Consider the following 14,197-nt stretch of genomic DNA (forward strand, 5'->3'; position numbering starts at 1 on the left):
GATCGGGTGCGTGTCGGCTCGTCCTTCGACTTCGCTCAGGATGAGCCTTTTCTGACGTTTGAAGGATAGCTCACCCTGAGCGCATTCGACGGGCGGGCCGCTGGCCTGAACCCGGCCTCGTGACTCAGGCGGCCAAGAAGCGCATAACGCCCTCATGACCGAGACCTATGATCTGATCCTGAAGAACGGCACCGTTGTTTCGCCTGGCGGCGAAGAACATGTCGATGTGGCTGTGCGCGGCGGCAAGATTGTTGCCATTGGCAAGTTTGATAGCGCGCAGGCTGGCGAGACTTATGATGCGAGCGGCTTGCACATCCTGCCCGGTGTGATCGACAGCCAAGTCCATTTCCGGGAGCCGGGGCTGGAATACAAGGCAGACCTTGAGACAGAGGCGCGTTCGGCAGCGCTTGGCGGTGTGACGGCGGTGTTCGAAATGCCGAACACAAACCCGTCGACCACGACGCCAGAGCTTCTGACCGACAAGCTGAACCGCGCGGCAGGCCGCATGGATGTCGACCATGCCTTCTATGCCGGCGCGACGAATGACAATCCGCACCTTCTGGCTGAGATGGAGCAGATGCAGGGCTGCTGCGGCGTGAAGGTGTTCATGGGCGCTTCGACCGGCGACCTGCTGGTCAAGGATGATGAAGGCGTCGAGGCCGTCCTGCGGGCGATCAAGCGTCGGGCGGCCTTCCACTCAGAGGATGAATACCGCCTCGAAGAGCGCCGTAACCTTGCCGTGCAGGGCGACTGGCAGAGCCACATCGTGGTGCGCGATGTTGAGGCGGCTGTGAGCTCCACGCGGCGGCTGCTACGCCTTGCGCGCAAGACCGGCAAGCGCATCCATGTGCTGCATATCTCCACGGCAGAAGAGATGGAGCTGCTACGCGATGCCAAGGATGTGGCGTCTGTCGAAGTGCTTCCGAACCACCTGACGCTGGCCGCGCCTGATTGCTATGATCGCCTCAAGGGCTTTGCCCAGCAGAACCCACCAATCCGTGAGCAGCGCCATCAGGATGCGCTGTGGCGCGCGCTGAATGCCGGGATCGTCGATGTGGTCGCGACCGATCACGCCCCGCATGCGCGCGAAGAGAAGTTGCGGCCTTATCCCGCCTCGCCATCGGGCACGCCGGGTGTGCAGACCTTCGTGCCGATCATGCTGACTCATGTGAATAATGGAAAGCTGACGCTGCGCCGTTTCGTGGAGCTGACCTCGGCTGGCCCACAGCGCGTTTTCGGCATCGCAAACAAGGGCCGGATCGCCGAAGGTTATGACGCAGACTTCACCGTCGTCGACCTGAAGCGCAAGCAAACGATCACGGAAGAGTGGACCAAGGCCAAGTGCGGCTGGACGCCTTATGATGGCTTCGAAGCCACCGGCTGGCCCGTCGCGACGATCATCCGCGGCCAGTTCGTCATGCGCGATGGCGAAATCACCCAGAAGGGCGGCGGCAAACCGGTCAAGTTCAACGAGACTCTGGAGCCGGAAGCAGTCTAGAGCGCGTCTGCGACGGTATTGAACGTATCTGACGTGGACGCCGGAAGCGTGCTGGTTATCAGCCAGAGTACGAGGAAGATGATCATAGCGGCGAGCAGGACGTAGCGAAGCACACGTCGCTTCCGTTTCACCTTCTGGATCTGCAGAGCTTCGGCGTCGACGAGATAGGCGTCTTCCCCATTGAGGCGGGTCAGCAAATCCTTGCGGGCATCGGCGGGGCTTATGCCATTCGCCGTCCGGAGCGTGACGAGAAAGCGAAGCTTCCGAGACTTGCGCCGTGTGGCAGTTCTGCCCTCGTGGATGTCAGCTTCATTGCGCGCTTCTTGGGATCGGGCACGCCTGCCGTCACGCCAGTTCGACCAGACGGTGCCGTAGGCAATGAGCATCAAAAGTCCGAAGATGAGAACCGCAGGGCGATAAGCAGCGCGCATCCAGCCGGTCAGCTCCCCATCCTGCTCGAGATGGATGCCGTGCAGGCAGGCATAGAAAGTGGCCGGTGCGAAGAGCAGGGCCGCTGGCAGGGCATGCCTGATCTTGGCTTCGTTCTGTCGTCTCATTGTCGAATGCACGGCCCCTCTAGTCTTGAGCGTACCGCTTGCAATGGCCGGGCGAGCCTCGTTTAGGCTGGCCGTAACAGTCTGGTAGGCTAACTGGAGGGCGTCGCAGAAAGTCACGAGGGAGGCGACCGAATTGAGTATTCCTTCAGATCTGATCGAGGGTCTCAAGGCCCGCTATGGCGAACCACAGCGCCACTATCACACATGGGACCATATCGAGGCGTTGAAGCGTCATTTCGATAGTTTGAAGGCGCATTGGCACCGGCCTGAGCCCGTGCTCTGGGCGCTTTACTGGCATGATGCGATCTATGATCCGACGCGGCCCGACAATGAGGAGCTGAGTGCGCGGCTGCTCGAGGAAGAGGGGCCAGGCCATCTTCGCGCTGCTGATCTCGCCTTTGCGGCCGAGATCATCCGCGCGACGGCAAAGCATGAAGAGCCCGAAGGTCTCAGCGATGACGATGGCGCAGACCTCGCGCTCTTCCTTGATATCGACCTCTCAATACTGGGCGCGCCGGAACCGGTTTTTGATCAGTATGAAGTGAATGTCCGGAAGGAATACGCCTTTGTGCCGGAAGAGGCGTTCCGGGCAGGGCGCACAAAGGTGTTGAAGAGCTTTGCAGACCGCCCGGCCATCTATTTTACTGGCGAGGGCCAGAGCCGCTGGGACGCGCAGGCCCGCCGGAACCTTGCGCGGTCTCTCGCGCAGCTGGAGGGCTGAGCGCCGGGAAACACCCTTTTTCCTAGGCAACACGCCTTTAGGTGCTAAGCTTCCTGAAGTCGGGGGGCTTTCATGACACTGGAACAGGTCGCACTGATTGCGCAGATCATTGGCGTGGCGGTCGTCGCCGGAACGTTGATCTATCTGGCGATACAGGTGCATCAGGGCGCGCGGCAGATGCGGTCCGAAGCGCGGCAGGCGCAGCTCACCTACGATCAGACCGGGGTCTACAAATTCGTCGATTTCCCCGAGCTTGGCCGCATCTTCTCGCAGGCCGAGACACCGAACTTCGAGCAGAAAACGCGGCTCTTCTTCTGGATGATCGGGCAGATGCGGGCGCGGGAATATGAGTGGCTGCAATACCAGAACGGGGCGATCACCAAGGAATCCTGGGAGACCTATCGCGGTGTGATCTACTTCGTGCTGGGCACGGCGCGCGGCCGGGCGCTCTGGGATGTGTGCCGGGGCTATTTCAATCCAGGCTTCGTGGGCGTGGTCGACGCGATGGTGAAGGACGCGCCCGAGATCGACCTCTGGGACCGGCTTGAGGCTGTGGGGTGATAGTCCTTTGATCCTCCGCCGTCTCTCCACCGCGATCCGCAAGCAGGACTGGCTCGCTGTCATCATCGAGTTCGCGATCGTTGTGGCGGGCGTGCTGTTTGCGTTCCAGATCAACGAGGCGGCCTCAAGGCAGTCCGAGCGCGCCTATGCGCGCGACACGATGGTCCGGCTGGAGCGTGAACTCAGCGAGATTGAGCGCGTGCGCGCGTACACGGAAACCTTCACTGAGCAGAGAGCAGACGGTGTTGCGATGGCACGCCCGGCCATCATGGGCGTGAGCAGCGTGTCAAGCCTGACGCCGGAGCAATGCTTTGCGCTATCGAGGTCCCATATAATTGACCGTCCAGCCGATGGCGTTCCGACGCTGGAAGAGGTCACACAGTCAGGTATCCTCGCCTCAATCAACAATGACGAGTTGCGGCTCGCGATCATGCGGTTTGCTTCAAAACGCGATGCCGTGCGTGAATGGGTGCACCAGAAGTCGCCAGAGCTCGACGACCTTGCCGAGCTTTATCCCGAGATGATCTGGTATGAGCTGGTACCATCGCCTGAGGATGATGACGACTGGGACCGGAAGGCGGTGTGTGATCTTGCCGCCATGCGCGCGTCCCGGGGTTTTCAGGCCCATATGATGGGCAACTATTCCATCCTTCGGGACACAAAAAGCTTTGTGTTCGACTTCATGGATGATGCTTTCGTCGAACTGCACGGCGCCATCGATGCAGAACTCGGCATTGCCCATGATGAAGGGACGCCGGAGACGCCATGATCCTGCGCCGTGTCATTCGTCATGTGCGCAATCAGGAGTGGACAGCCATCGCGATCGACTTTGTGATCGTCGTGGTCGGCGTGTTTCTCGGCATCCAGCTCGGCGACTGGAATGAGGCGCGTGATACCCGGCAGCGGGCTGCGGTTTTCAGCGAGCGCCTGGCCGATGACCTTCGCTACGAGGCCTGGGCGTATGAATATCTGCTGGAATACAACAAGGATGTCCGGGCGAGCGCCAAGGCCGCGCTCGATTCGCTTTACGGGACCGCGCCGCTTTCCGATGAGCAGTTCCTGATCAACGCCTATCGAGCCACGCAGTACAAGTATAATGACCGGGGCCGGGCGACCTATGACGAGCTGATTTCGACCGGTGAGATCGGCCTGATCGGAGACGAGACGCTGCGGACGACGGCGATCAACCTGTTCACGACGGATTTACTGGATGTCATCGCGCAGGAGGGACGCGAAGCGCCCTTGCGGACCATTTTCCGGCGCAAGGTCCCCGCCGATGTGCAGGCAGCCCTTCTGCGCGAATGCGGCGACCGGTTTGTCCCGGTTGGGGATTATGAAGCCATCCGGTCGTCGCTCGCCTATCCGTGTGAGCTTGGCCTGACGGGCGAGGCAATCGCGAGTGCAGCGCAGCTTCTGAAAGCGGATGACACGCTCATTGAAGCCTTGCAGGTCCGCTTTGCCGATGTCGAGACGGCGATTACGGACCTCGAACAGGTGAATGCCGTGATGGTGGAGAACCTGCGCGACATTGCTGGCGGGGTGTCTTTTCGTGGTGAGCCAAATCAGTAGCTGACAGCTCGATCGAGAGGGTTATGGTCTGGCACCCGCAGCCGCTGCCAAACAAGGAGCCAGCATCATGTCATTCAGGATTTCCCTTCTTGCCGCATCCGCCGTACTGGCCGCCGCCCCATTTGCCGCCGCGCAGGAGCGGACCGCCTTCGAGCAGCAGGCGCGTGAGATCTATCGCAATGTGGTCGAGGTGCGCTCGGCGCGCGGGCATGAGAATGTGCCGGAGATTGTCGACTATCTGGTGGGGGAGCTGAAGGCTGCTGGCTTCACAGATGATGACATCGAAATCAGCGACTACGACAATGATGGCGAGGCGACGCAGGGCCTTGTTGTCTGGTACCGCTCACCCGATCCGCAGGACAAGCCGATCGCGCTTCTGGCGCACATGGATGTCGTCGATGCGCTGGCAGAAGACTGGGTGCGCGACCCTTACACGCTGACCGAGGAAGAGGGCTATTTCTTCGGGCGCGGGACGGCCGACAACAAGTATGGCGTCACCAGCCTCGTCGCGACCTTTATCCGCCTCAAGGAAGAGGGCTTTGAACCGACGCGTGACCTCGTCATGGTGCTGTCCGGCGATGAGGAAACCGGCATGGTTTCGACGCGGGCGCAGGCCAATTGGGTGGCTGAAGAGGTCGACCCGGCCTACGTGCTGAACGCCGATGCGGGCGGGCTGTCGCTTGGCCCGAATGGCGAGCCGCTCGACTATGGCATCCAGGGCGCAGAGAAGACCTATGCAACCTTCGAGCTGACCGTCACCAATCCGGGCGGACACTCTTCAGCGCCGCGCGCCGACAATGCGATTTATGAACTCGCCGATGCGCTCAAGAAGATCGAGGCGCACAAATTCCCGGTCCGCTATAATGATCTGACGCTGGCCTCGATTGAGGCAGCGGGCCGCAAGCGGCTGGACCGGCTTGGCAATGCGCAGCGCGCCTTTGCCGCCGACCCGACCGACGAGGACGCAATCGAAATCCTTCGCGCCAACCCAGCGACCGTCGGCCAGATCGGCACGACCTGTATCGCCACCATGCTGCGCGCCGGTCATGCCGAGAATGCACTGCCGCAATCAGCGACCGCGACCGTCAATTGCCGCATCTTCCCGGGTGTCGGCATTGAGGCGACCGAAGCCACGCTGAAAGACGTGGTCGGCAATGAGGACGTGCAGTTCAAGCTGATCTCTGACCTCGTCGAGAGCCCTGAGTCCGGCATGCGCGAGGACGTGCTGGCAGCGGTCCAGACGGCGCTGGAGGCGCGCGGCGTCACCGATGTGGAGATCATTCCGCACATGTCGGCAGGCGGCACGGACGGCATGCACTACCGCAATCTTGGCTATGACACCTATGGCGTCGGCGGGGCGGCTGCCAAGCAGAACGACACGTTCGCGCACGGCCTCAATGAGCGTCTTCTCGTCTCCAGCTTCTATGACGGTCTCGACCACTTCTACGTGATCCTGAAAGAGCTTGCCGGGCCGCAGGAAGGCTGATCCCGGCCGGCCGCCGCGCCAGTAGCTTTTTTGGCCTGTCCCGCTAAGGTTCATCCTTGGGGGGACAGGTGCCATGATTTTGCGGCGGCTTTCGCGCTATGTTGCCGAGCAGAACTGGATTGCAGTCGCGATCGAGTTCGTTCTCGTCGTGCTCGGTATCTATCTTGGCTTGTGGCTCGGCAATCTGAATGAAGACCAGCAGGACCGTGAGCTTTACGGCGAAGCCTTCGGCCGCGTGATTGTTGAGCTGGAAAACAATCTGGCGGGGATCGAGGCCGAACAGGAGACGATCCGCGAACATCTGCCTGTTGTGCAACTGGCGCTGGGCGACTTGCGGGCCTGCCGCACGGGCCTGGCGGCGGAAGCGAATGTGCAGGCTGCCCTCGCACCAATTGAGTGGGATATCGAGTTCATCCTCGATACGCATGCGCTAGATCAGCTGATCGCGAATGAGGCGTTCCTGCCTTACCAGGATGCCGACACGCGTGAGACCCTCATGTCGCTGATCAGCTACATCGATCAGTTGCAGCGTTATTCAATCGAGATGAATGACAAGCTGCAGAGCGACCCGCTCAGCACGCTGCACATCGCAGCGCCCGGTGAGCTTAGCTATGCAAGCCCTGATGAGCTTATCGCTGCGCTGGAAAGCGGCGACGTCGCTGGCTCATCGATCTGGCGCGAGACAGAGCTGATCGTGCCATTGGAGGAAGCCTGCCAGGACGAAGCCTTCCTGATGGAATTCTACGCCTGGGAAGTGTCCGCCTACTGGCACGCAGCAGCGGCCCACAGCCTTGCAGAGACGATCCGCGACGGGCTGGCAACGCTTCGAGATGAGAGGACTGGCGCAGAAGACGAAGTGGCCGCGCAATGATCCTGCAGCGCCTCTCCCAATCCATTCGCAAGCAGGACTGGTTCACGGTTTTTGTTGAAACCATGATCGTCGTGCTGGGCGTGTTCATCGGTCTGCAGGTCAATAACTGGAACGCCGAACGCCAGCGCCAGGCCAGTGAGCGCGACTATCTGGAGAGGCTGCACCGCGATGTCGTGGAGCTTACAGAGCGGCGCGCGAGTTATGCTGAAGGCCGGCCGGTCATTCTGCGGGCGCTGGAGCTTCTGACGGAGTTCGTCAATGGAGAGCGCGAAGACCTCAGTGCTGCAAAAGAGTATGTCCGCGGCGCTGTGCCCGCCCAAAGGGACACTTCGGATGCAGAGCTCGAATCACGCTTTTGCGGCCTTATGGACGGATCATCCTATCTCACGCCTCCCCCGTCGGAGCTGCCCACGGCGACTGAACTTGTCTCGGCCGGTCGCATCGACATGATCACGTCAGACAAGGTGAAGCTCGCGCTTCTTTCCTATCTGCAGCAGATCGAGAGATCACAGGAATTCATTGCGGTAAGCCAATTAGGCGTTATCGAGCTTTCCACTGCTTTCCCGGACCTCTTTCGCATTCGCTATGTCATGGGCGTCGACTATTCTCAGGGCGCCGAAAGCCACCCGGTTTACGCCTGCGACTATAAGGCAATGGCGCAGAATAACGCTTTCCTGAACGCCCTCAACCGGAACCGGGCCCAATATCATGGTTATGTCGGGCGCGCCGTTCAGCCTGCAAGCGATAGGCTGGCGGAGCTGCATGCCGCAATTGATGAAGCGGTCGGTGTTACACACGAGGGCAATGCGGAGACGGCGGAATGATCCTCCAGCGCCTCGCCATCTCCATTCGGAAGCAGGACTGGTTCACGGTGGTGATCGAGACGCTGATTGTGGTGTTCGGTGTCTATCTCGGTATCCAGCTTGGCAACTGGAATGCCGCCCGCAGCGAGCAGGCCGAAGGCGAGCGGCTGGTGCGGCAACTTTATGAGGAGCTGACGACATCGCTGGAGACCGGGCAGGTCTGTATCAACCGGGCTGAGGACTATTTCGAGCGCACCCGCGACACGTATGAGAGGTTACGTCTGGGGCAGCCCGGAGACGGCGGCGAGGCGGGGTTCCGTGAAGAGTTTCTTTTGATCGGTCCGTGGAGCGACCTTTGCGTGATCCGGTCAGCGCTGGACGAGTTGCAGGCAGGGCAGATCGCGCTGGTGGAGGATGAGGCTCTTAAGCAGCGCATCCTGCAGTTCGTTGATGTTATGGACGGCTATGAGACCAGCATCGAGAATCTCGGTGCCTCCTATATGGCTGCCCTGCAGGTCATCTTTGTCGAGGTCGACTTTTCCTGGAATACGGGCAGCCGTGAACTGACGACACCTTTTGACGAGTTGGCCGGCAATGTCGTGTTCATGCGCAATCTGGAATCGGCGGCGTTTATGCTGGCGCAGATCCAGCGCTATCACGGCCTGTTCGATGACGAGCTCCGCCGCATGCACGAGGAGCTCGCCGTCTATCTGGGCGAAGAGGTTGAGGCGGCGCCTTGAGGGCGGCCCGCCTCAACAAGGCCCGCGCTAGCTAGTTGCTGCGGCCGCGATACTCACCCGGCATGGAGAGGTCACGATTGACGTCCATGACGTCTGGTTTTGGCAGGGTAATGGCCAGGCCGTCCTGCTGGGATGTTTCCGACGACCGGAAGGCCTGAGGTTCAGAGGCAACGCCAGAACTTGTCGGAGCGGGGCAGGAGCCGCTCGCCCGGTACTGGAGCGCGGCAGCGATGAGCGGGTCACCCGTTGTGCCGAGCGGAGCGACCAGCTGGTCGGCCACCTGGCAGCCTGGTGTGCGAACGCCGAACTGGAAGTTGGCATTCTGCGGCACGAAGCCGTCTGCATATTCCCCAAATCCCTTTTCATTCACGCCCTGGAACTGGATCGTGTAATAGGTGCGCCCGCAATTGTCGGTCGGATAGAAACCGAAAGGCTTGCCGCAGGTGATGTCACCGACAATCACCACTTCCACATCAATACCGCGCAGGCCGTTGATCACGGCCTCGCTGGCGCTGCAGGTCCGCTCGGTCGAGAGGATGTAGACCCGGTTGAGATTCAGTGACGGCAGGCTCTGCCCACCCTGCACAGAGAAACCCTGACCGGTCGAAAGGAATGGGATGGGGTCGTTCACACGTCCGGTCACCGGATTGACGTTTCCGGCCCGGTCATTGAAGCGCAGCTGTTCGAAAGTACGGTTCGCCGTGCGTGACTGACCGGCAATCATGTAGGAGAGCTGGCTCGCCACAGCGAGCAGGCCGCCGCCATTATAGCGAAGGTCGAGGATGAGGTCGTCGACGCCTGCATCGCTCATGTCCTGGATCGCATTGACGATCTGCTGTTCAGACGAGAAGGGGCTGAATGTCGTGAAGTGGATATAGCCGACCGTACCGCTGGACGTGTTGAAGACGCTGGTCGTGTTCACCGGCTGCCGGGTGACACTGCCTGCAGACACCGTCACGGTGCGCTCGGTGCCGTCGGGATCGCGCAGGCGGAATTCATGCGATTCGCCAGCATTCGTCGGGAAGAGGCCTTCGTTCAGCGTATTGACCGCCGCCTGTGAGTTGGCGTTGATGAAATCCACGCCATCAATGGCCAGGATGCGAGAGCCGCGTTCGAAATTCGGCTGGCCGTTGACCGTCTGGGCAGCTGGCGAGCCGGGCTCTGTATAGGTCACGCGGAAGTCGCGCGGCGGCGAGGTGGAAATGGCGCGGAAATTGACGCCATAGCCGGGCTGCGGCGCAGAATTTCGGGCAGCGAGATAGTCCTCGGTCGGCTCACTGAAGTGGAAATCATCCTTTGGCGTGCCTGAGGGCAGGCGCTCATCGGTCTTCAGCAGGCCGAAATAGGTCAGCCGGTCATTGTAATCATACGGGTTGAGATCCGGCACTTCATTGCGCCAGAGATAGGTCTCGTCCGTCCAGGAGCGCAGCCAGAACAGCTCCTCGACCAGCAGGCCCTGCTCATCAGGAAATGGATCACCCTCAATATCAACGCCTGACCGCGGATTGGCGCACTGGTCCTTGAACTGGCTGGCGGCTGGATAGACGCCGGGCTGATAGGCCGGCCCGGAAGGTGGGGGCGGCGGAGGCGGTGGTGGAGGAGGTGGTGGCGGGCTTGGCGCAGCTACGTTTCCGCCGCCACCGCCGCCGCCTCCACCACCGCAGGCAGACACCAGGCCAAGTGCGGCCGAAGCGAGCAGGATTTTAAGAAGACGGCTGGAAGAAGCTGGGCGCATGGGACGGGTCCTGTCGCGGCTGTTGAACTATAAGCTGTGCGTATGCTGGCACGGCTTGCCGGGAAGGAACAGGCCTCTTGGTGCGCTGACTGCGACTTTTATGAAACGCAGGATTTAAAGCGTGACCTGTCTTCAGGCCCTGTCGGTCATTGCGTGAAGGCGCTCGGGGTCTTCGAATTTGATTGTGCCATAGCCGATGGCGAGAACGCCGCGCTCGGTCAGCGATCTCAAGGTCTGGTTGACTGTCACCTTGGACAGGCCGAGCATCTTGGAGATATCTGATTGCGTGCAGCTGATCAGCCGCTCTTCCTTGATCATCCGTTCGACAATCGAAAGGAAATTGATGATGCGCTGGCGCGCGGGCAGCCTGCGGGCGTCATCATAAAGCTCGAGAACGAGGGCCAGGCGCGTCGTCGTTACCAAGTGAAACGCGCGCAGGTATTCAGGATCGCTCGAGAACATTTCCCGCAGCTCTGAGTTCGGTATCTCATTTACGACCGTGCGCCCTTCTGCGACAGCCGCGAGCCGTCTCGGTGCGATCTCCTGATTGAGACTGGGCAGGGCGCCGAACTCGCCAAAGTGGTGACCGGGGCCAAGCTTCACGAGGGCGTGGAAGCCGTCGTTTTCCAGGTATTTGCCAAACAGGAGCGTGCCGCTTTCGATCCATCCCATTGTATTGGTAGGCTCGCCTGGCTGGTGCAGTGTTTCGCCGTCGCGATAGGTTTTCTGGCGCGCCATGGATTTGAGCTCAGCGCGCTGTGGTTCAGCCAGTACGTCGAAGAAGGCGGGCAATCCAAAATCAAACAAAAGTCTACTCTCTCTCCCGTTGTGATTTTGCGAAGTGTGCCCTTCGCTAGCCTCAGATATATAGAAATCTTTGAATGTTTAAAGAGTGAAACGTTGTCACGCTGGCGTACAGGTTTCGTCCCGCGTACGCCAGTGTGTCTCGAGGCCGCGCTTTTTCTCTTTCTATTGATCTGGCGCCGGGCGCGTGTGACACCCCAAAGCGATGAGCAAACGGACGGGTTTGAATCGCCAGCTTTTCTGGCTTTACGAGGGCACGGGCAGGGCTTCCTTCTGGTTCCGCTGGGCGCTGCTGACCTTCGACTTTGTCACGATTGCTTACTTCCTCTGGGCGCCTTTTGATCAACGCCAGCGCGGCCATCACATGATCGACTATGTGATTGGCGGTGTGATTCTGGTGGACCTGCTCGCGCGATTGTACATCGCCCGTCCCCGGCACCGCTTCTTCCTGAAATGGATAAACTGGGCGGACATGGTCGTCGTGGTTACGATGTTCGCACCGCTGCTCGTGTCGAATTTTGCCTTCCTGCGTATCCTGCGCGCGGTAAGGGCGGTGCGGGCCTTCACTTTCATTCGCCGCGTGAAGGTGCTGACGCCTTTCTTCCAGCGCCATGAGCGGATTATCGACAAGGTCACCAATCTGGTCGTGTTCGTCTTTGTCATGTCGGCCATCACCTACGCCACGCAGGTGGGCCGGAATGAGGATATCAATGCCTATACGGATGCGGTCTATTTCACGGTGACCGTGCTGACGACGACCGGCTTTGGCGACATCATAATGGAGGACGAATTTGGCCGCTGGCTGGCCATCTTCACCATGGTCCTTGGCCTGTCGCTTTTCTTTCAGCTGTTGCGCGCCATCGTGGAACCTGAAAACAGGGTGGACTGCGAATGTGAGACGTGCGGGCTGCTGCGCCATGACCGTGACGCCGTCCATTGCAAGCATTGCGGCGCGCCTATCAAGATCAAGACTGAAGGTATTTCATGACCTCTGATGTTCCTTTTCGCGAGATCCCTTACCTGCCGCAAAAGCTGCAAGTGGAACGCCGAAGCGATGGCTCTATCATCCTGCGCAACGGCCAGCCCAAGCGGCCCCACCCGCCGCACATGCTGGCACCTCTGGTCTATTGGGCGAGCGCACGGCCAGACCAGGTCTTCCTTGCCCAGCGCGACCCGGATGACCCGTCCAAGCCCGGCTGGAAGACAGTCACCTATGCCGAAGCGCTCTATCAGGTACGGGCGCTGGCGCAGGGCTTCATCGATGCAGGGGCAGGGCAGGACAAGCCGGTGATGATCCTGTCACGCAACGCAATTGAGCACGCGCTGGTCATGTACGCCGCCATGTGGGCCGGCAGCCCTGTCGTGCCGGTCACCCCGGCCTATGCGACGCTGAGCGAGGACTTCGCGCGGTTGAAACATGTCGACCAGCTGACAGAGCCAGCCTTTGTCTATGTCGAGGATGGCATCCAGTTCCAGCGCGGCCTGAAGGGCATGGGCGTTGGTGAGCGGCTGGTCATCTACCGCAAGAGCGCGCCGGACGTGCACAATGCGATCTCACTGCGGGACTTTGCGAAAAAGCCGACGAGCAAAGTGGATCTCGCCTATGACCGCCTGTCGGAAGACGCGGTCGCGAAATACATGCTGACCTCCGGGTCTACTGGAGAGCCCAAGGCTGTCATCAATACGCATGGCAATATCGCGTCCATGGTGAAGATGATCCGCTCTGTCTGGGATGTGGAGAAGCTGGAAGAGATGGCCGACGGGCCGCAGGTCATGGTGAGCTTCCTGCCATGGAGCCACACCTATGGGGCCAATTCCATCCTTCACTCGATGCTCGACTGGGGCGGCACGCTCTATATCGACTGGGGCGCGCCGACGCCCGCGCGCCTGCCAGAGATGCTCCGCAACCTCAAGGAAATCGCACCGACGCAGCACACGACCGTGCCAGCCGCATGGGCCGCGATTGCGACCGAGCTTGAGCAGGACCGCGCACTGGCAGAGACCTTCTTCTCGCGCATCATGGTCATGGCCTATGGCGGCGCGAGCATGGGGCAGGACATCTATGAGCGTATCCAGAAAGTCGCCGTAGAAATCACGGGTGAGCGGATCAGCCTGTCGGCAGGCTATGGCGCGACTGAAACGTCTCCGACCATTTCAAACGTCCACTGGCCGAGCGACACGATGGGCTTGCTCGGCCTGCCGCTGCCGGGCGTCGAGATGAAGATGGTGCCTGCAGGCGAGAAGATGGAGCTACGCGTGCGGGGGCAGGGCATCACGCAGGGCTATCTGAAGAACCCTGAAAAGACGGCAGAAGCGTTCGACGAAGAAGGCTTCTACAAGCTCGGCGATGCGGTGAAGTTCAAGGACCTGGAAAACCCTGAGGAAGGCCTCGCCTTTGACGGGCGGCTGGCAGAGGAATTCAAACTCGCCAATGGCACCTGGGTGTCTGCGGGCACGGTGCGCGTCAAAGTCGTCGAGGCGGTCGATGGCGTGCTCTCGGATGTGGTGGTCTGCGGCCTCAATCAGGACGACATCGCGCTGATCGGCTTCCTCAATGAGGCCTGGTGCTGCCGCAAGACGGGCCGGAATGTTGGTCTCGATGAGCTGGCGCAGGACGATCAGGTGCGCGCCGCGGTGCGTGAAGGCATCGAGCGTTACAACAAGGCGAACCCGAATGCGGCCAAGCGCATTGCGCGCATCCTGTTGCAATGGGACCAGCCCAAGGCCGATGCAGGTGAGATCACCGAAAAGGGCTATATCAATCAGGGCAGGGTTCAGGCGCTGCGGACGAGCGAAGTCGAGCGGCTCTATACATCGCCTTACGACGACGAAGTGATCATCGTCGACTAGAA

Annotated in this window: 14 protein-coding genes; 11 read left to right on the forward strand and 3 right to left on the reverse strand. The window is 60.5% G+C overall.

Annotated elements, in window-relative coordinates:
- Positions 1-154: 154 nt before the first annotated feature.
- Entirely contained in the window at positions 155-1,498 is a 1,344-nt protein-coding gene (locus tag KUV46_09725) for a dihydroorotase (GenBank protein QYI99630.1), read from the forward strand.
- On the opposite strand, the gene KUV46_09730 is transcribed toward KUV46_09725, so the two are convergent.
- Positions 1,495-2,055, reverse strand: a complete 561-nt coding sequence (locus tag KUV46_09730; GenBank protein ID QYI99631.1) for a hypothetical protein — start codon at positions 2,053-2,055, stop codon at positions 1,495-1,497. The genes KUV46_09725 and KUV46_09730 overlap by 4 nt on opposite strands.
- A gap of 133 nt (positions 2,056-2,188) precedes the next feature.
- Here KUV46_09730 and KUV46_09735 point away from each other — a divergent pair, with 133 nt between their 5' ends.
- The 8 genes from KUV46_09735 (at position 2,189) to KUV46_09770 (ending at position 8,806) form a co-directional block, all read left to right on the forward strand.
- Positions 2,189-2,776, forward strand: coding sequence for a hypothetical protein (locus KUV46_09735; protein QYI99632.1), 588 nt, complete (start codon positions 2,189-2,191; stop codon positions 2,774-2,776).
- Between the two features lie 72 nt (positions 2,777-2,848).
- A complete protein-coding gene (locus tag KUV46_09740; GenBank protein QYI99633.1) occupies positions 2,849-3,337 on the forward strand; it encodes a hypothetical protein in 489 nt (162 codons plus the stop codon).
- Between the two features lie 7 nt (positions 3,338-3,344).
- Positions 3,345-4,106 carry a hypothetical protein gene (locus KUV46_09745; GenBank protein ID QYI99634.1) on the forward strand — a complete coding sequence of 254 codons (762 nt, stop codon included), beginning with the start codon at positions 3,345-3,347 and terminating at the stop codon, positions 4,104-4,106.
- Entirely contained in the window at positions 4,103-4,906 is an 804-nt protein-coding gene (locus tag KUV46_09750) for a hypothetical protein (GenBank protein ID QYI99635.1), read from the forward strand. The genes KUV46_09745 and KUV46_09750 overlap by 4 nt, the downstream gene beginning before the upstream one ends.
- A 67-nt stretch (positions 4,907-4,973) precedes the next feature.
- Complete coding sequence (locus tag KUV46_09755) at positions 4,974-6,392, forward strand: M20/M25/M40 family metallo-hydrolase (GenBank protein QYI99636.1); 1,419 nt, start codon at positions 4,974-4,976, stop codon at positions 6,390-6,392.
- Between the two features lie 73 nt (positions 6,393-6,465).
- The gene (locus tag KUV46_09760) at positions 6,466-7,263 is read left to right on the forward strand and encodes a hypothetical protein (GenBank protein ID QYI99637.1); all 798 of its coding nucleotides are present in this window, start codon (positions 6,466-6,468) and stop codon (positions 7,261-7,263) included.
- Positions 7,260-8,087, forward strand: coding sequence for a hypothetical protein (locus KUV46_09765; GenBank protein QYI99638.1), 828 nt, complete (start codon positions 7,260-7,262; stop codon positions 8,085-8,087). Before KUV46_09760 ends, KUV46_09765 begins: the two co-directional genes overlap by 4 nt.
- Positions 8,084-8,806 carry a hypothetical protein gene (locus KUV46_09770; protein QYI99639.1) on the forward strand — a complete coding sequence of 241 codons (723 nt, stop codon included), beginning with the start codon at positions 8,084-8,086 and terminating at the stop codon, positions 8,804-8,806. The genes KUV46_09765 and KUV46_09770 overlap by 4 nt, the downstream gene beginning before the upstream one ends.
- A 31-nt stretch (positions 8,807-8,837) precedes the next feature.
- Here the strand turns inward: KUV46_09770 and KUV46_09775 are convergent, their stop codons facing one another.
- Both KUV46_09775 and KUV46_09780 read right to left on the reverse strand, forming a co-directional pair.
- Positions 8,838-10,541 carry a hypothetical protein gene (locus tag KUV46_09775; protein QYI99640.1) on the reverse strand — a complete coding sequence of 568 codons (1,704 nt, stop codon included), beginning with the start codon at positions 10,539-10,541 and terminating at the stop codon, positions 8,838-8,840.
- Between the two features lie 132 nt (positions 10,542-10,673).
- Positions 10,674-11,348 (reverse strand): Crp/Fnr family transcriptional regulator, encoded by a 675-nt coding sequence (locus tag KUV46_09780; protein ID QYI99641.1) that lies wholly within the window; start codon positions 11,346-11,348, stop codon positions 10,674-10,676.
- Between the two features lie 202 nt (positions 11,349-11,550).
- Between KUV46_09780 and KUV46_09785 the strand changes: the two genes are divergently transcribed.
- On the forward strand, positions 11,551-12,333 hold the full coding sequence (locus tag KUV46_09785) for a potassium channel family protein (protein QYI99642.1): 783 nt from the start codon (positions 11,551-11,553) through the stop codon (positions 12,331-12,333).
- Complete coding sequence (locus KUV46_09790; protein QYI99643.1) at positions 12,330-14,195, forward strand: feruloyl-CoA synthase; 1,866 nt, start codon at positions 12,330-12,332, stop codon at positions 14,193-14,195. Before KUV46_09785 ends, KUV46_09790 begins: the two co-directional genes overlap by 4 nt.
- The last annotated feature ends 2 nt before the right edge of the window (positions 14,196-14,197 follow it).

This window comes from Thalassovita mediterranea, assembly GCA_019448215.1.
In the GTDB taxonomy this organism is placed as follows: domain Bacteria; phylum Pseudomonadota; class Alphaproteobacteria; order Caulobacterales; family Hyphomonadaceae; genus Henriciella.